Below are 16,432 nucleotides of genomic sequence, written 5' to 3'. Positions count from 1 at the left end.
TCTGGGAAATTGTGTTAGGCTGCGGCGCTAAATTCCATTGTGCGCGCATAGGCCGAGATGGCGGTGAAGTTCACCGACATTGACGTGGCCGAGGATCCGTCCGCAAAGGTTGCTGTGGTCAGGCTGGCCTCAAAGCTGAACGCCTCCAGCGAGACCTCAGAAGCGGCAAAACTGGCATCGACCTCACCACCAAGGGAGCCGATGTTCATACCCTCTTCGCCGTCATCTTCGACCTCAAACTCAACGCCCATCAACTCGGCGATTTCCTCGATCAGTTTCATCGGATCCATCTCATCCAATGCGCCCGAGGCCATCATCTCCATCAGGTCGCCAAGATCTTCGATCTCAACATCATCGCCGTCATCATCCACCTCTTCAGCTTCGGCAGCAGCTTCGGCTTTGATCTTGGCCAGTTCTTCCATGGCTGCGCTTGGCTTGTCATCGCCAACCGGGGCCAGTTCGGTTGGAGCCTCCCCCACCATCGGTTCCTGCGGGACCTCAGCATCCCCAACCGTGCCACCAAAGCTGCCAGAGGTACTGGAATAGGACGCAGAGGCCACCGATACAGAAACCGAAACCGATGTAACCGTCGCCAGTGCTTGCTGGCTGGCAATCTGGGCCACGCTGCCGGCACTGCCGGTTTCGGCGGGATCGCTTACTTCCGGGGATTCATCGACCGAACCGCTACCGCTTTCGCCAAAAAGTGACTGGCGGAAGTGCGAGCGCAACTCCTTGGCCGTCATTTGACCGTCACCATCGCTGTCAATTTTGGCGAATTTCTCTTCGCTGATTCGATTGCCAAAGCGTGAGTTTTGCACCTCAGAAAGGGAGGCTCCACCGTCGCGATTTTCATCCATTTTGCGGATGAGGTTGCCCGCAAGGCCGCCACCATAACCGCGGGCCCGATGCCCCCGTTCATGACCATGGGCATAGGCGTGTCCACCGCCATGGCCACGTTTGCGCTGGTTGCCAACGTCAATCGAGACGTCTGATTTGGGTTTCTCATCAGCAACTTCTGGCGCAGCCTGGCTGACCTGCTGGCTGGCCTGCTGGCTGGCGCTCACTCGGGTGGCGCTGAAACTTACCGAGGCATAGCTCGCTGACATGGATACCGAGGATGAGACTTGCATCGCCGCAGCCCTTTCCGAAAACACAACAATCACTGATCTACCCATACGGACTGTTGCCCGATTCTGTTTAATCCCTGCGAAGGCGCCTTTTGCGGCTACGGTGGATTTTTGACATTCAAGTTTTACAATCAGCAAGGCATGGTTTTCCTCTATTCCTGCACGATTCTAGTTGGTTAGATTGCAAGGGGTAGCAGGGGATCGAGTGGAAGATGTGCAGGGTCACAGCGGCGTTTAAGCCTTTAAAAAAAGTTATCCGGCAGTCTGGCTGCCATCGGTCAACCACCCGGTTTGGCCGGTCGCTGCGCCGGTTTGGCTATCGTCGATGCAGCAGCATGCAGGGTGCGCTTTTGGTCGGTCTCGGCCCGGAGGGTGAGTTACGTAGCGCGGTGCGCAATCTCCCGGATCAGTTGGATACCGTGGCCTTTCTGGAAGGCCCCGCACAGATCGAATTGATCAGTGATTTCCTGCAATCGCCTGAGGCGCAGCAGGTCTCGACCCTGAAAATCGGCACCTCACAGCTCTATGCAGCGCGCAGACCTGCCGAGGGGTTTGATCTGGGCAAGGTGATGAGCCTGTTCAAAGGCCGCCACCTGCCCAATCTGCGCAGCCTCTGCCTTGGCGATATGTTTGTCCTCTACAACAGCTCGGTGCGGGCCTGCCGCATTGGCGACATCACGCCTGTGTTTAATGCTGCGCCCAATCTGCGGATGCTGGATCTGTGTGGCCCGTTTTTCCTGACCCGCCCGGTGGAGCACGCCCATCTGCAAGAGGTCAGCGTGCATGTGGACGCATCATCAGGGCAGGAGGCGGTGATTTCGCAGCAAACCTTCACCAATCTGATGATGTCCAAACTGCCTGAGGTGCAATCTCTGTCTCTGTTGTCGGATGCCACAGAGGATGTGCCGCTGGACCTGCCGACAGCATTTGACCCGCGGGCTCAAATGCCAAAGCTTACCGCGTTTGAGGTTGAAAACCTCACCCCGGAAAGCCAGCAGCGCTATGACGCGCTGCAAGAGGTTTTGTTGGTGGGCTGAGGCCTGCCGCTACCGCCAGCACGCCTTAACCTCTGATCCTTAACTCATCGTGTCCAGCAGCGCCTCGCCGCCGGAGATGGTGCATCCCTGTTCGGGTTCGATGTTGAGGTGGGTCACAACCCCATCGTCTACCACCATCGCGTAACGTTTGGACCGGCCGTAAAACCCAACGACACCGGCGTCAAAATCCATACCAACCGCTTTGGTGAACCCGCCATCCGCATCGGCCAACATGGTGATCCCGGCATCGTCCGCGCCGGTTGATGCGCCCCAGGCCTTCATCACGAAGGGATCGTTCACAGACAGGCACATGATCTCATCCACACCTTTGGCGGCAAAGTCATCTTTGGTGCGGATAAAGCTGGGCATATGCGCCGCGTCACAGGTGCGCGAGAAGGCACCGGGCAGGCCGAAAATCACCACCTTGCGACCGGCCAGCTTCTCGGCCAGAGCGATGGTGCCGGGCCCTTCGGCGCCCATCATTGGAAAGGTGGCTTCTGGCAGTTTATCACCAACATTCAGTGTCATTTTGTGATCGTTCCCTGTTTGCGTTTTCACTCACGCCTCATATAGGGTCGCGTCAAGTTGCAGCCAGAAAATTCCGCAGAAAGGGCCCGGAATGCAGAAGATTGTTGTTGTGGGGGCCGGGCAGGCCGGGGCATCGCTGGTGGCCAAGCTGCGCAGCCTTGGGTTTGACGGTGAGGTGACCCTGATTGGGGCCGAACCCGTGCTGCCCTATCAACGGCCTCCGCTGTCCAAGGCCTATCTGTTGGGGGATATGGCGCTGGAACGGCTCTACCTGCGGCCGGAGAGCTTCTATGCCGACAACAACATCACCCTGCGTCTGGGGGCTGAGGTCACCAGTATTGATCGCGCTGCCAAAACGGTGCAACTGGCCGAGGGCGCGATTGACTATGACGCACTGGTCCTGACCACCGGGTCTGCGCCACGGCATCTGCCCGCCGCCATTGGTGGCGCGCTGGAGGGCGTTCATGTGGTGCGCGGTCTGGCAGATGTTGACGCGATGGGGCCTGAGTTTGGCGACGGCAAATCGGTGTTGATCGTCGGCGGCGGCTACATCGGGCTGGAGGCTGCAGCGGTGGCCGCCAAGAAAGGCCTGAAGGTCACGCTGGTCGAAATGGCAGATCGCATTTTGCAACGTGTCGCGGCGCCAGAAACCTCGGACTATTTCCGGGCCCTGCATCAATCGCATGGGGTCGAGATCCTGGAAAGTGTGGGGCTGACACGACTGACCGGCGACACGCGTGTGTCGGGCGCTGAGCTGAGTGATGGCACCACGCTGGAGGTTGATTTCGTCATCGTTGGCGTTGGCATCACCCCCGGCACCGATCTGGCCGAAGCTGCCGGTCTGGAGATTGACAATGGCATCAAGACCGATGCGCTGGGGCGCACCTCGGATCCGGCGATCTGGGCAGCGGGGGACTGTGCCTCCTTCCCCTATCGGGACGGGCGTCTGCGCCTTGAATCGGTGCCGAATGCCATTGATCAGGCGGAATGTGTCGCCGAAAACCTGCTGGGCGCTGAAAAGACCTATGTGCCGCAGCCTTGGTTCTGGTCAGATCAGTATGATGTCAAACTGCAGATTGCCGGGCTGAACACTGGTTATGATCGCATCATCACCCGTGCCGGTGACAAAGATGGTGCGATGTCTTTCTGGTATTATCAGGGGGACACGCTGCTGGCGGTTGATGCAGCCAATGATCCCCGCGCCTACATGGTGGGCAAACGTTTGATTGACGGCGGTAAATCGCCCGCGCCCGATCTGCTGGCAGATCCTGCCACGGACCTCAAATCCCTGCTGCGCGCATGAGGATTGTCGCGGGCCGTTTCAAAGGCCGGGCACTGGCCGCGGTGGGCAAGGGTGATCCGGCGGCGCATCTGCGCCCAACCACGGACCGCACCCGGGAAAGCCTGTTCAACATGCTGGGCGGTGGCCGTTTCGGCGATCCGATTGATGGCGCCCGTGTGCTGGACCTCTTTGCCGGAACCGGCGCCTTGGGGTTGGAGGCGCTGAGCCGTGGTGCAGCGCATGTGACCTTCGTGGATGACGGCCGCAAATCAAACGCGCTGCTTAAGGAAAACATACAGATCTGTCAGGCCCGTGATGAGGTGCAGGTGATCCGCCGCGATGCGCGCAAACTGCCGGAAAACACCGGTGCGCCCTGTGATCTGATCTTTCTGGATCCCCCCTATGGTAAGGGGCTGGGCGAAAAAGCGATTGAGGTCGCGCTGGCCGGTGGCTGGCTGGCCGAGGGGGCGCTGGTCGTCTGGGAAGAAAGCGCTGCGATCACCGTGCCAAAGGCGCTCACCTATCTGGATGAGCGCCGTTATGGCGATACCACGATCACCATTCTGGAAGCTTAAGCGCCCTGATCACCCCGCCTTTTCAATGCGCAGATGGTAGCAGTTGTTCTGGGCCGATCGCACATGCAGATAGGCGACATCCTGTCGGGCCAGCAGCGTTTCGGCCGCGTCAGGAATATCCGTGGTCGCGGTGACAGCCCCGGTGCCGTAAACGATCCGGTCCGTATCTGAATAACCCCGCAGGATGTAGCTGTCTGACAGCAGGAATGCCGGGAAGGCGGCGGTGTCCCCACGCTTACATTCCTGCGCACAGACGAAGATCGGACCCTGTTCCGCATAGGGCTGCGGGGCCGGGAATGGGCGGTGGCTGAGGATCAGATATTCCTGTCCGGCAGGCACGATCTTCATGCAATGGCGGCACGGCACCCCGGCGCCATCACTCAGCGCGCGTTCCGGGGATTGGCCGTTCGCGTCAGCGCCACCGCGTTGATAGTGGCGGGCGATCTCAGTCGGCAGGGCCTCATAGGACAATGGCATCAGGTCTCTCCTTATTCGTTGTGGAGAGTCCTAGCCGCAGCGCGACCGCGCAAACGATCCGTTTCTTGCTTAATCGGCTTTCTTCAGCATGCGGCCCAACCAGCGACCACCCAGAACGTGCACATGAAGATGCGGCACCTCCTGCACGCCGTTTTCGCCAGCGTTCGAAATGACCCGGTACCCGTCACCGCCTTCGCCGGGCTGAATCTCCAGCATTTTGCAGACCTCTCCAACCGCGCGGTTGAAACCAACGATTTCCGCGTCCGATGCTTCCAGGGCAAAGTGATCGTAGCAGACGTAAGGCCCCTTGGGGATCACCAGCACATGGACCGGTGCCTGTGGCTGGATGTCATGGAAGGCCAGCGCATGCTCGGTTTCCAGCACGGTTTTATTGGGGATCTCTCCGCGCAGGATCTTGGCGAAAATATTTTGCTCGTCATAGACATAAGCCATGGGGCACCTCAGTCGGTAAACAGATAGTCAATGTTCACAATGTCATGCGCCGTGGATTCGGGAATGGCAAGAAATTGTGACACGGCCCGGGCATGGGCATCGCGCCCATCACTTTCGCGCAGGTAGTCATGATTGCCGAAGTTTGCGTCACGAATCTGATCGCTTTCAAAGGTCAGGTCGTGGCGGATGGTGGGCAGCAGCCGTTCCAGCGTTTCCTTCGGTGTTTGATCCCCGGCCAGTCCGATACGCATGGCGTGGCCTTTCAGGTAATCCTCGGAGAAGTTGACCTCAACCTCCAACAGGCGGGTGGTCGAACGGTCGCCACAAAAGTCACGCAGCAGATCCAGCGCGTCCGGATCAAGGCAAATGATCAAGCGATCGGTTTCAAAATAGTCAAACAGCATTCGCATCAGCGCCCGGCGGTGGCGGTGACGTTTGCCGATGGTTTTCTGAATGCCGCCCAGATCGGGCAGGGGGGTGCCCTCTTCGTTGAAGAGGTATTCAATGGCTGGGATGTTGGTCTGCTGGCGGATCTGCTCGACCAGCCGCTTGGCCACGTGCCATTTTTTGCAGATCACGATCAGCAGCTCACGTTCGCGCCCCAGTGAGCTTTCGGTTTCCCAGAAGCGCATTCCAAACCGCCGCCCGACACGGCCCCGACCTGTGAGGAACTTGAACAGGCTGCGCCCCTCGCCCGAGATTTTGAACTCAACCCCTTCCGCCGCATAGAGCGCGCCCAGCCGCGCCCGAAGCTCCCGTGCTTCGGGGCTGATTTTACGGGCAAAGAGGAAGTCCTGACTGAGCAGCATATCGTAGTGGTCATTGTAAAATGACACCGGCATGCCGTAGTCGGAAAACATCAGGAAGGTCAGCGTACGCGTTTCAATCTCTTCTTCCGGGATCAGGTGGCGCACCAGGGTCTGGAAGAAGGTTTCATCCGGGATCCAGGTGGTGCGGAAAAACGCCATGACGTCTTTGCGCTTCTTGGTGAAATCGATGATCCATTCAATCGTACGGCGGCGCAGACACCACCACTGGCTGCCGATCTGCACCTGAATGTCATGGGGGATCTCACGTTCCAGGCCGAATTTCTTCTGCAACTGATAGGCCCAGTAGTAGCGTTTGGGCTGGGTGCGTTCGTTGAAGTAGTGGCGATAGATCAGCCGGTCTTCCTTCATACCGGTTTTGATCCAGTCACTTTCAAAGAAATCAAAGCTTTCGATGAAGTCGCGGTGATTCTGTTCCAGGAACTGGTGAATGTACTGCGCCGATTTGATCGCCATACAGTCGCCGGACAGCATGTAGAAATGGGTGGCGCGCGGAAACGCCTCCATCGCGGTCTCAATCGCGTTTAGCGAGGCTTGCACCAGCGACCACTCACCCCAGCCACATTTGATGCGCTTTTTGGCGAAGGTCACATTGGGGTTGTCGCCCAACGCGTCCTGAATCTGCTGGAAATGGGCCGGTTTGGCACGCGCGTCAAAGTGGATCGACATATAGTCGCCAGCCGCCGTCAGACGCTCAGCCTGCTGGATGATCGCCTCTGGATCCTTATGGCACAGAAGGATGAACGCAATTCTTGCCATTTTTGGAAACGATCGCCCCTTTAATCCAAGATTGTTTATATAGATACGGCGGAAGTGAGATTGAATAAACCAGTTAACTTTGGTTTTGTGAACAAAAGCATAAAGTTCCCCCACATGGGGTGAGGCCAAGGAGGCACAGCAGTATGGGTTTTCCCGGCACTTGGATGACCGAGAGTGAAAGCGTGGTGTACCGCGTTGTTCCCAAATGCGCCTGTTCGACCATCGGACAGATCATGTTCTATTCCGACCATGGTGCGTTCTTTGATGGCGATATCCATGACGCAAAATCGGGCATGCACAAATGGGCCTTCGAAGAGAGCCACGGCCCGATCAGTCACAATGTGACCAGCCATCAGTCCTATGCGTTCACTTGCGTGCGCAATCCCTACACCCGGATCCTGTCCAGCTTCTTTGACAAGATCTGCGGCATCCAGCGCAACGGCCGCCGCTATCGCGGCAATCTGGTGCCGATGCTGGTGCAGAAATACGGGATTGAGGTAGGCGGCGATGACGGCAAGCAGGAGTTTGACCAGATCGCCAGCTTCCGCCGGTTCCTGCTGTTTGCGCGCGACACCATTCGGTGGCGCAAACCGATGGATCCCGATATCCACTGGTCGGCGATGTCAGGCCATGTCTCGACCTTTATCGCCAATGGCGGCCAGTATGATCAGATCTTCTGGACCGAGGATTTCAATGGCGGCATGCAAGAGGTGTTGGATCACATCGAAACCCCGTTTGAGGTCGACCTGAGCGAAATCCCGCGGTTCAACGAGTCCGAAGGCCATGGCCCCAAACGTGCGCATCCGGTCGAAGACTACTTCGACGACCTGTCGATGCATTTGGTCTATGAAATCTACAAACGGGATTTTGAGCTGTTCAAATATGACTTCGAAAACCCCGGCAACAAGATGCCCATCGGGGAAATCGATCTGGATGAGGTGCACGCCAAACTCGGCGATTAAGCACTGAGTTTTTGCCGCACCAGGATCAGCTGGCTTTGGCCGTCATGTTCTGACGGCCGTCCGGGCCGCGCACCCACAGCGTACCATCTTCACGCCAACACAGCGTCGCCGCCTCATGATGCATCAGCGGTGAGGTGGCGCGAAATTCAAAACGGCTGAGCGGGCCAAGCTGACGTTCCGCCAGCAACATCAACAGTTGCGCCAGCAAAGGGCCGTGGCTGACCAGCCCATCATAGCCCTCGGTCTGGCGGCTGTAGGCCTCATCATAATGGATGCGGTGGCCATTGAAGGTCAGGGCGGAATAGCGAAACAGCAGCGTGGTATCGAAGATTGCGGGCTCCGCATGTGTCTCATCAACCGGGGCAATCGGCGGCTGCGGCTTGGCGGCATCAGGTGCGGGGTCTTCGCGGTAGACCAGATCCTGATACTCACGGGTGGTCAGCTGGCCGTCCTGCATAATGTCATGCTGCAGCGTGACAAAGCCCAAGGGCCCGCTGCGCCCGGTCTTGCGGCTGATATCGGCAACGGTGGTGATCTTCTCGGCCGCAAGGCCTGCACGCAGGGGGGCGTGAAACTCCAACCGCCCACCGGCCCACATCCGCCGGGGTAGGCCAAGGTCGGGGATCACGCTGTTGTCTGAGGCCCCCGTGGCTGGGTGACCGTCGCGGCCCAACTCAGCCGGTGGCAGCGCCTGCCAGAAGTAGATCTGATGAAAAAACGGCGGTAGCGCGTCACCTGTTTGCACCGCAGCCGGACGGCCAAGTGTCGCCAGCAAGGCGGCGGCACGGGCAGGGTCCATCACATCGGTTTGACGCATCTCATGGGGCGGGGCATTTTGGGCCAGATTTTCCATGGCGTCAGGTTAGGCGTCTGTCAGCAAAGGGGCAAACCGATATGGCTGTGAAAGTTTCGGGGCTGGATCATTTGGTGCTCACCGTTGCGGATCTTTCTGCAACTGTGGCCTTTTACACTGATGTTCTGGGCATGGAGATGCAGCGGTTCCGGGCGACGGATGGCAGCAACCGCTGGGCGCTCCGCTTTGGGGCGCAGAAGATCAACCTGCATCAGGCAGGGCATGAGTTTGAGCCTAAGGCCCGGTTGGCCACCCCCGGATCCGCCGATCTGTGTTTCCTCAGTGAGGAACCGCTGGCGGACTGGCTGGCCCATTTCGCCGCGCTGGGCATTGCGGTTGAGGATGGCCCGGTGCCGCGCAGCGGCGCCACAGGGCCGATCACCTCACTCTATCTGCGGGATCCTGACGGCAATCTGATCGAAGTCAGCAATCGCGCTTAGGCCGGAACACTCTGGTTGGCGACCGTGTCTTTCAGCAGGGTCGTCAGTTCTTCCAGGGCGATCAGGTAGCGTTCGTTTTCCAACCGACCTGTTTCAGTTCCTTGCCTGCAAAGGCCACGCAGACCGCTGGCCCGGCCACGACATTGGCGCGCAGCGGCGTCAGGAAGTTGCGCAGCACATATTGTGCTGTCTCACCCCCGGTGCGACCAGCGGCGGCCGACATCACGGCAACGGGTTTGCCGGACAGCACCTTGCGGCTGTCGCGGCTCAACCAATCCAGCGCGTTTTTCAACACGCCTGACGGGGCCTTGTTGTATTCCGGGGTGGAAATCAGGATGGCCTCAGCGTTCAGCACCTGATCAGCCAGGGTTTTTACCTTTGCGGGCAGGCCTTCGGCGGCTTCCAGATCGCCATCATAAAGCGGCAGGTTCAGATCGGCTTCAACCACCTCACCGCCGTAAAGCGTTGCTGCTTCGGCCAGAAGTTTGCGGTTCACGCTGTCACCCCGCAGGGAGCCGGAAATGGTGAGAATGTTCACGATATTTCCTCAAAATGTCTTGTTCGCTGAGGGCGATCTAACTCTGTAGGGGCACAGAAATAAACCGCCTGCAGCGCAAAGCGACTGTGCGCTGATGCAAAAAGAGCGCCCTTTTTGGGGCGCTCTTGTGCGTTTGGATGTTGCGTCGATCAGTTCGGCAGAATCACAATGTCGACCCGACGGTTCTGTGCCCGCCCTTCCGGGGTCAGGTTTGAAGCCACCGGCTGATCTTCGCCGCGGCCAATGGGGCGGACGCGGTAGTCACTGACGCCACTATCGACCAGAATGGCCGCCACAGAATTGGCGCGGCGCTGGCTGAGATCCAGGTTATATTCGGCCGAACCGGTGTTGTCGGTGTGGCCCAGCACCTGCACGGTGCTTTCCGGGTAACGGTTCAGGCTGGTGGCCATAGCGGCCAGATCATCGCGCAGCGCGCCGGATACAAAGGTGCTGTCGACGGCAAACAGGATGTCCTGCGGCATGGTCACGATCAGGCGGTCGCCGGTGTTGGTGATGGTGACGCGGTTGTCCAGGCTTTGGCGCAGCTCGGCCTCCTGGGCGTCAAGACGCTGACCAATTGCACCGCCAAGCGCGGCCCCTGCGATGCCACCGATGATCGCGCCCTTTTTGTTGTCATCCGCGATGATCGCACCGGAGACAGCGCCGACCAGACCACCCAGAATGGCGCCTTCGCGGGTGTTTTTGTTGGGGTCATCCTCACCCAGGTAACGGGTGTCCATACAGGCGGTGACGGTCAGCAACGACGCGCCTGCCAAAAGAAGGGAGAGTTTCGATGCTCGGATCATGTGAGGCCTCAATATCATAATTGTCGCTCCGCCTACGCGGGTTGGCGGTATCTTAGACCTATCATAATAGCGCTTGACCAGATCAGGGGGAAAAACTCGGCAGTATTCCGCGCAAATCCCTGTGATCTTTGATCCTGTGCACCCTGTGACAGCGGCGCGGTGTCACGCCTGTCAGGCTGCGTCGCTCTGGCTGTCACCTTCGGCGCGAGCGGCCTCATAGGCCAGCAGCGCACGTTTCACCGGCAGACCCCAGTGGTAGCCGCCAAGTGCGCCGGATTTGCGCAGCGCGCGGTGGCAGGGAATAAGCCAGCTGACCGGGTTGCGCCCCACCGCTGTGCCGACGGCGCGCACCGCTTTGGGATTGCCGATCGACTGGGCGATTTCCGAATAGGTGGTGACCTGACCCGATGGAATGCGCAGCAACGCCTCCCAGACTTTGATCTGAAAGGGAGCGCCGATCATATGCAGTGCGGTCTGACCGCTCTGGGCAAAGGCGGCATCGACCAGCGGGCGCAGCATCATTGGATCCTCCACATAGGTCGCTTTGGGCCAACGGGACAGCATATCCTCCATCGCCGGTTCTGTGCCGGTTTCGGCGGCAAAGGCGAGGCCGCACAGCCCCTTTTCCGTGCCCATCACCAGCGCCAGCCCAAAGGGGCTGTCATACCAGCCCCAATAGACGGTCAGACCTTCCCCACCACGGGCATATTCGCCGGGGCTCATCGCCTCCCACCGGATGAACAGATCATGCAGGCGTGAATTGCCCGACAGGCCCACCTCATGGCTGACCTCAAGCGTGGTCATGTGATCGCGCAGCAGTGACTTGGCGTGGTCCAGCGTCAGATATTGTTGGTAGCGTTTGGGCGAGACACCGACCCAGCGCGAAAAGATCCGCTGGAAATGTGCCGGGCTCATCCCCAATTGGGCGGCAAGATCGCTGAGGCTCTGATTGGGCGCACCATCGTCGATCAGATCAATGGCCCGACGCATCACCTGATAATGGTAGCTCTGATCCTCGGTGCTCATCTTGCTCTCCCTCGTGTCTTGCGATCCGACCTTAGGGGGCGTCACGCCGATGCACGACCCGGATCTTGCGCAATGCGCCAGACCTGCGCAAGGTGGCCGACATGACAGATCGATTTCTCTCTGCCGGGCTGGACGGTGACGGCCGTGTCTTTCGCGATGATGCGCCCGGGGCGCTGCTGCCTTGGTGGAGCTTTACCAAAACGCTGATTGCGGCCTGTGTCCTGATCCGCGCGCGCGAAGGGTTTATGGATCTGGATGCGGAAATGCCGGGCCGGCCCTACAGCCTGCGTCAGTTGATGACCCATACCAGCGGGCTGCGGGATTACGGGCCGGTGGGCACCTATCAGCAGGCGGTTTCCGCTGGGGAAGATCCCTGGCCGGTGGCCAAACTGCTGCAGGAGGCCCGCGCCGACGATCCGCTGGGCCCGCCGGGCAGAAAATGGTGCTATTCCAACATCGGCTATATGTTCCTGCGCTTTGCCCTAGAGGTCAGCGAAGGCGCCCCGCTGGGGGAGGTGATCCATCGCCGCCTGATCGCGCCGCTTGGCCTGAAATCCCCCCGTATGGCCATGACCCCTGCGGATTTTGCCGCACTCACCTGGGATGCGGATGGTTACCATCCCGGTTGGGTCTACCACGGGTGTATGATCGGGTCGCCTGCAGATGCGGCGCGTTTGCTTTACGGCATTTTGCACGGTGATCTGCTCAGCGCGGCTGAGAAAGAACAGATGATGCAGCTGTCGCTGAACGAAGGGGCAATTGATGGCCGGATATGGCGCACCGCCGGTTATGGTCTGGGGCTGATGATCGGGCAAACGGAACACCACGGGTTGGGGATCGGTCATGCGGGGTGTGGCCCGATGTCGGGCAATCTGGTGGCCTATTTCCCGCAGTCAGGCGTCACCGTCGCCAGTTTTTCCCGCGGCGGGGATGAGGCCCCAGCCGAATGGGAAGCGTTGCGGGTGATCTCTTCTCGTTGAAAAACAATGGGTGAGCCGTTACTGGAAGAAGGCCCCCACCGGGCAGACTTCGACAGCCAGACGCCAACAGCAATCGGACCCGCCCTTTCTTATGGCCAAGCAACTTGACTATCACACCATCCGCGAGATCTTCACCCGGTTTCAGGCCTCCGAAGCCGAACCCAAAGGGGAGCTGGATCATGTGAATGCCTATACGCTGGTGGTGGCTGTGGCCCTTTCGGCGCAGGCAACGGACAAGGGGGTCAACAAGGCAACGGCGGAGCTGTTCAAGATCGCAGACACGCCGCAAAAGATGCTGGATCTGGGTGAAGAACAGTTGATCGAGCATATCAAAACCATCGGCCTTTATCGCAACAAGGCCAAAAATGTCATCAAGCTCAGCCGCATTCTGGTCGAAGAGTACGGCGGCGAAGTGCCCAACAGCCGCGCCGCCCTCGAAAGCCTGCCAGGGGTCGGTCGCAAGACAGCCAATGTGGTTCTCAACATGTGGTGGCACTACCCCGCACAGGCGGTGGACACCCATATCTTTCGCTTCGGCAATCGCTCGGGCGTCTGCCCGGGCAAAGATGTGGTGGCCGTGGAACGCGCCATCGAGGATCACATCCCCACCGACTTTCAACAACACGCCCATCATTGGATGATCCTGCATGGGCGCTACATCTGCACAGCACGCAAGCCCAAATGCAACGCATGCCACATCCGTGACCTGTGCCAATTTGAGGATAAAACCCCATGAAAAAGTATCAGGTTGTCGGCATCGGCAACGCCATCGTTGATGTTCTCAGCCAGTCAGATGACAGTTTCCTGGATCTGATGGGCATTCAGAAAGGCATTATGCAGCTGGTTGAACGCGAACGTGGTGAACTGCTGTATGGCGCCATGGAAAACCGCAAGCAGGTGCCGGGTGGTTCTGTTGCCAACACGCTGGCGGGGCTTGGCAATCTGGGGCTGACCACCGGCTTCATCGGCCGCGTTCATGACGATGCGCTGGGCCGGTTCTATGCTGAGGAAATGGCAAAAGACGGCTCCACCTTCGTGAACCCACCGGTGGCCGGGGGCGAACTGCCCACCTCACGCTCGATGATCTTTGTCTCGCCCGATGGCGAACGCTCGATGAACACCTATCTTGGCATCTCGTCCGAGCTGGGCCCGGATGACGTCTCGGATGAGGTTGCAGGTGATACCGAGATCCTGTTCCTTGAGGGGTATCTCTACGACAAGCCCAAAGGCAAAGAGGCCTTTGAGCGCGCAGCCAAACTGTGCCAGGCCGCCGGTGGTAAAGCCGGTATCGCCCTGTCTGATCCGTTCTGTGTGGACCGTCACCGGGGCGATTTCCGCCGTCTGGTGAAGGAACTGGATTACGTGATCGGCAATGAGCACGAATGGTCCTCGCTTTATGAAACCGATCTGTCCTCCGCCCTCGAGCAGGCCGCGCAGGATGCTGGCATGGTGGTCTGCACCCGGTCCGGCCACGATGTGGTTCTGTTGCGCGGCGATGAAAAGGTCAGCGTGCCCGTAAATGAAATCACCCCGGTTGACGCCACTGGCGCAGGTGATCAGTTCGCCGCCGGGTTCCTCTATGGCTATGCCACCGGTGCCTCGCTGGAGGTTGCTGGCCGCATGGGCTGTATCGCCGCGGCCGAGGTGATCAGCCACTTCGGTGCCCGGCCCGAGGCAAACCTGCCCGGCCTGTTCCGTCAGGCGGGTCTGATCGACTGATGGGTTGAGGGACCTTCGGGAGTTTGGAAAGGGGCGCTGCGGCGCCCCTTTTTCGATCCACCGGATCGCGAAGCGGTCCGGTTCGCGCCCGACCCCGCCCCCAAGGGCGGGCGCGATTTGCAACGGTGTTAGCCATCGAAATGTCGCGGGTGAAAAGAGCGTGTGCGCCTGCATTGAGCCGCCCTCGGGTTCGGGCGCGAACCTGAGGTTGTTGGTTGCTTCCGTCTAAAAACTTGCTTCTGGCCGGAATGCCTCGGGGATCCTATCCACATCCTCCAGCAACAGATCGGCCATGACCTCGGCCACCTTTGGCGCCATGCCAAAGCCGATCTTGAAGCCACCGTTTGCGATGAACTGACCGGGATGCAGCGGATGGGCCCCCAGAACCGGGGCGCGGGACCGGCTGCGTGGGCGCACCCCCGCCCAGCGATCAACAACTTCGGCGTCGCGCAAAAGGGGCACCGCCTGACGGGCACGTTCAATCACGGCCTCCAACTGGTCATCAACCGATGTTGGATCCTCATACTCACGCTCACTGGTCGAGCCGATGGCCACCGTACCGTCCGCATGCGGCACGACATGAACGGAATCAGCAAAAAGCTGTGGTGCGGTCTTCAAGGCGTCACGCGCATCCGGCTCAACCCGTAGCGAGGCGCCTTGCCCCTTGATACCATTGCCAAAAATCCGCGGTCGCGCCGCAGTGATTGCCTGCAAATCCGCCACACCGGTGGCCCATAGAACCTGACCCTCTGCCACGCCTTCGCTGACAACCTCGCCACCCTTGGCGCGGATCGCGGCGACCAGGGCGGCGCAGGCGCGGCGGGGATGCATCCGGGCGGTCAGCGTGTCGTGGATCAGAAACCCTGTTGGGCTGATCGGGGCCCAATCACCGGCCTCAGCCGCCGGGATGACCAGCCACTGCGCCAGACCGCGCCACAGATCCTGCGCGGTTTCGGCCCTTGCCCTTGCTAGGTCCAGCGCGTGCTCATCTGCTATCGGTTGCAGCCGCCCGGTCCGGCCATAGCCCGCGCTTTTGCCGCCGGCATCCTCCACCGCCTGCCAGAACCCCTGCGCCATGATCAGGCTGTCGAATTGAAACGCCTTCTTGGTGTTCCAGTTTTCGGGCACATGCGGGGCCAAGGCGCCGACGACCCCGCCGCTGGATCCGGCCCCCGGCCCAAAAGGATCGATGACACGCACGCTTGCGCCACGCTGCAGGCAGGTCCAGCCGATCGACAGGCCAAAGATGCCTGCGCCATAGATCGTCACATCCGCCATTGCCATTACCCTCGCCCCGCTGCATTGTCCCGGCCTTGTTCACCAGCTTCCTTAAGGGATCCCCAGATGCAAGACCAGCGTGCCGAGTTGGAATGGCGCGAGGACCGTATTCCGGTCTCGACCCGGTTTGATGATCCGTATTTCTCACTGGAAAACGGCCTGGCTGAAACCGGCCATGTGTTTCTGGCGGGCAATGACCTGCCGGCGCGGTTCCGCGATGGGTTTCATGTGGCAGAACTGGGCTTTGGCACCGGTCTCAACCTGCTGGCAGCGTTGCAGATGTGGCGCGCCTCCGGCGTGGCGGGCAAGCTGCATTTCACCACGTTTGAGGCCTTTCCGATGACGCCTGCGGAAATGATCCGGGCGCAGGCAGCCTTCCCCGAAATTGCGGATGTGGCGGCGGATCTGGAACCGCATTGGTCTGACGATCTGCATCGGATTTCCCTGCCCGATCTGGAATTTGAAATGGTGCGTGGCGATGCGCGCGAAACTTTGCCGCTGTGGCAGGGCAGGGCGGATGCCTGGTTCCTGGATGGGTTTTCGCCGGCCAAAAATCCCGAGCTTTGGTCGCCCGAGCTGATGTGGGCGGTTGGCGCCCATACGGCACCGGATGGAACGGCGGCAACTTACACTGCGGCGGGTTTCGTGCGGCGTGGTCTGACCGATGCGGGTTTTACGGTAGAGCGTATCCCTGGCTATGGCCGTAAAAGGCATATGACGGTGGCTCGCATGTCTGGGCCGGCCGCGCAGGGCTAACCACAGCAG

The 16,432-nt window shown here is 59.8% G+C and carries 19 protein-coding genes; 9 read left to right on the top strand and 10 right to left on the bottom strand.

Annotated features, from left to right (window positions below; genetic code table 11):
* Positions 1-14 precede the first annotated feature (14 nt).
* Positions 15-1,130 carry an EF-hand domain-containing protein gene (locus tag TL5118_RS18760; protein WP_131727463.1) on the bottom strand — a complete coding sequence of 372 codons (1,116 nt, stop codon included), beginning with the start codon at positions 1,128-1,130 and terminating at the stop codon, positions 15-17.
* Positions 1,131-1,516: 386 nt separating this feature from the next.
* Here TL5118_RS18760 and TL5118_RS18755 point away from each other — a divergent pair, with 386 nt between their 5' ends.
* Positions 1,517-2,164 carry a hypothetical protein gene (locus tag TL5118_RS18755; protein WP_131727611.1) on the top strand — a complete coding sequence of 216 codons (648 nt, stop codon included), beginning with the start codon at positions 1,517-1,519 and terminating at the stop codon, positions 2,162-2,164.
* A 39-nt stretch (positions 2,165-2,203) separates the two neighbouring features.
* Here the strand turns inward: TL5118_RS18755 and TL5118_RS18750 are convergent, their stop codons facing one another.
* Positions 2,204-2,692 carry a peroxiredoxin gene (locus tag TL5118_RS18750; protein ID WP_058242296.1) on the bottom strand — a complete coding sequence of 163 codons (489 nt, stop codon included), beginning with the start codon at positions 2,690-2,692 and terminating at the stop codon, positions 2,204-2,206.
* Between the two features lie 91 nt (positions 2,693-2,783).
* On the opposite strand from TL5118_RS18750, the gene TL5118_RS18745 reads away from it, so the two are divergent.
* On the top strand, positions 2,784-3,995 hold the full coding sequence (locus tag TL5118_RS18745; RefSeq protein WP_058242297.1) for an NAD(P)/FAD-dependent oxidoreductase: 1,212 nt from the start codon (positions 2,784-2,786) through the stop codon (positions 3,993-3,995).
* Entirely contained in the window at positions 3,992-4,549 is a 558-nt protein-coding gene (gene rsmD / locus TL5118_RS18740) for a 16S rRNA (guanine(966)-N(2))-methyltransferase RsmD (RefSeq protein WP_058242298.1), read from the top strand. Before TL5118_RS18745 ends, rsmD begins: the two co-directional genes overlap by 4 nt.
* 9 nt (positions 4,550-4,558) lie before the next feature.
* On the opposite strand, the gene TL5118_RS18735 is transcribed toward rsmD, so the two are convergent.
* From TL5118_RS18735 to TL5118_RS18725, 3 genes are all read right to left on the bottom strand, one after another.
* Positions 4,559-5,026 (bottom strand): DUF1203 domain-containing protein, encoded by a 468-nt coding sequence (locus TL5118_RS18735; protein WP_058242299.1) that lies wholly within the window; start codon positions 5,024-5,026, stop codon positions 4,559-4,561.
* Positions 5,027-5,095: 69 nt separating this feature from the next.
* Entirely contained in the window at positions 5,096-5,479 is a 384-nt protein-coding gene (locus TL5118_RS18730; protein WP_058242300.1) for a histidine triad nucleotide-binding protein, read from the bottom strand.
* A gap of 8 nt (positions 5,480-5,487) precedes the next feature.
* Complete coding sequence (locus TL5118_RS18725) at positions 5,488-7,065, bottom strand: DUF5928 domain-containing protein (RefSeq protein WP_058242301.1); 1,578 nt, start codon at positions 7,063-7,065, stop codon at positions 5,488-5,490.
* Between the two features lie 143 nt (positions 7,066-7,208).
* Between TL5118_RS18725 and TL5118_RS18720 the strand changes: the two genes are divergently transcribed.
* Positions 7,209-8,027 carry a sulfotransferase family protein gene (locus tag TL5118_RS18720; protein WP_058242302.1) on the top strand — a complete coding sequence of 273 codons (819 nt, stop codon included), beginning with the start codon at positions 7,209-7,211 and terminating at the stop codon, positions 8,025-8,027.
* A gap of 25 nt (positions 8,028-8,052) precedes the next feature.
* On the opposite strand, the gene TL5118_RS18715 is transcribed toward TL5118_RS18720, so the two are convergent.
* Positions 8,053-8,880 carry an HTD2 family dehydratase gene (locus tag TL5118_RS18715; protein ID WP_058242303.1) on the bottom strand — a complete coding sequence of 276 codons (828 nt, stop codon included), beginning with the start codon at positions 8,878-8,880 and terminating at the stop codon, positions 8,053-8,055.
* 41 nt (positions 8,881-8,921) lie between these two features.
* Between TL5118_RS18715 and TL5118_RS18710 the strand changes: the two genes are divergently transcribed.
* Complete coding sequence (locus tag TL5118_RS18710; protein WP_058242304.1) at positions 8,922-9,320, top strand: VOC family protein; 399 nt, start codon at positions 8,922-8,924, stop codon at positions 9,318-9,320.
* Positions 9,321-9,381: 61 nt separating this feature from the next.
* Here TL5118_RS18710 and TL5118_RS18705 read toward each other — a convergent pair whose 3' ends face one another.
* The 3 genes from TL5118_RS18705 to TL5118_RS18695 form a co-directional block, all read right to left on the bottom strand.
* Positions 9,382-9,858: an NADPH-dependent FMN reductase gene (locus tag TL5118_RS18705; protein ID WP_306345403.1), complete on the bottom strand. Its 477-nt coding sequence runs from the start codon at positions 9,856-9,858 to the stop codon at positions 9,382-9,384.
* A gap of 149 nt (positions 9,859-10,007) precedes the next feature.
* Positions 10,008-10,664: a YiaD family glycine zipper/OmpA-like lipoprotein gene (locus tag TL5118_RS18700; RefSeq protein ID WP_058242305.1), complete on the bottom strand. Its 657-nt coding sequence runs from the start codon at positions 10,662-10,664 to the stop codon at positions 10,008-10,010.
* A gap of 171 nt (positions 10,665-10,835) precedes the next feature.
* Entirely contained in the window at positions 10,836-11,690 is an 855-nt protein-coding gene (locus tag TL5118_RS18695; RefSeq protein ID WP_058242306.1) for a methylated-DNA--[protein]-cysteine S-methyltransferase, read from the bottom strand.
* Positions 11,691-11,791: 101 nt separating this feature from the next.
* Between TL5118_RS18695 and TL5118_RS18690 the strand changes: the two genes are divergently transcribed.
* From TL5118_RS18690 to TL5118_RS18680, 3 genes are all read left to right on the top strand, one after another.
* Positions 11,792-12,670, top strand: coding sequence for a serine hydrolase domain-containing protein (locus tag TL5118_RS18690; RefSeq protein ID WP_131727461.1), 879 nt, complete (start codon positions 11,792-11,794; stop codon positions 12,668-12,670).
* A 91-nt stretch (positions 12,671-12,761) separates the two neighbouring features.
* On the top strand, positions 12,762-13,406 hold the full coding sequence (gene nth / locus TL5118_RS18685; RefSeq protein WP_058242308.1) for an endonuclease III: 645 nt from the start codon (positions 12,762-12,764) through the stop codon (positions 13,404-13,406).
* On the top strand, positions 13,403-14,389 hold the full coding sequence (locus TL5118_RS18680; RefSeq protein WP_058242309.1) for an adenosine kinase: 987 nt from the start codon (positions 13,403-13,405) through the stop codon (positions 14,387-14,389). The genes nth and TL5118_RS18680 overlap by 4 nt, the downstream gene beginning before the upstream one ends.
* A 225-nt stretch (positions 14,390-14,614) precedes the next feature.
* Here the strand turns inward: TL5118_RS18680 and TL5118_RS18675 are convergent, their stop codons facing one another.
* A complete protein-coding gene (locus TL5118_RS18675; RefSeq protein ID WP_058242310.1) occupies positions 14,615-15,667 on the bottom strand; it encodes an NAD(P)/FAD-dependent oxidoreductase in 1,053 nt (350 codons plus the stop codon).
* Positions 15,668-15,733: 66 nt separating this feature from the next.
* On the opposite strand from TL5118_RS18675, the gene mnmC2 reads away from it, so the two are divergent.
* Positions 15,734-16,423, top strand: a complete 690-nt coding sequence (gene mnmC2, locus TL5118_RS18670) for a tRNA (5-methylaminomethyl-2-thiouridine)(34)-methyltransferase MnmC2 (RefSeq protein ID WP_058242311.1) — start codon at positions 15,734-15,736, stop codon at positions 16,421-16,423.
* The last annotated feature ends 9 nt before the right edge of the window (positions 16,424-16,432 follow it).

The organism is Thalassovita autumnalis, from assembly GCF_001458255.1.
Classification (GTDB): domain Bacteria; phylum Pseudomonadota; class Alphaproteobacteria; order Rhodobacterales; family Rhodobacteraceae; genus Thalassobius; species Thalassobius autumnalis.
The sequence above is the reverse complement of the archived record's forward strand: the minus strand, read 5'-3'. Positions and strand labels throughout refer to the sequence as shown.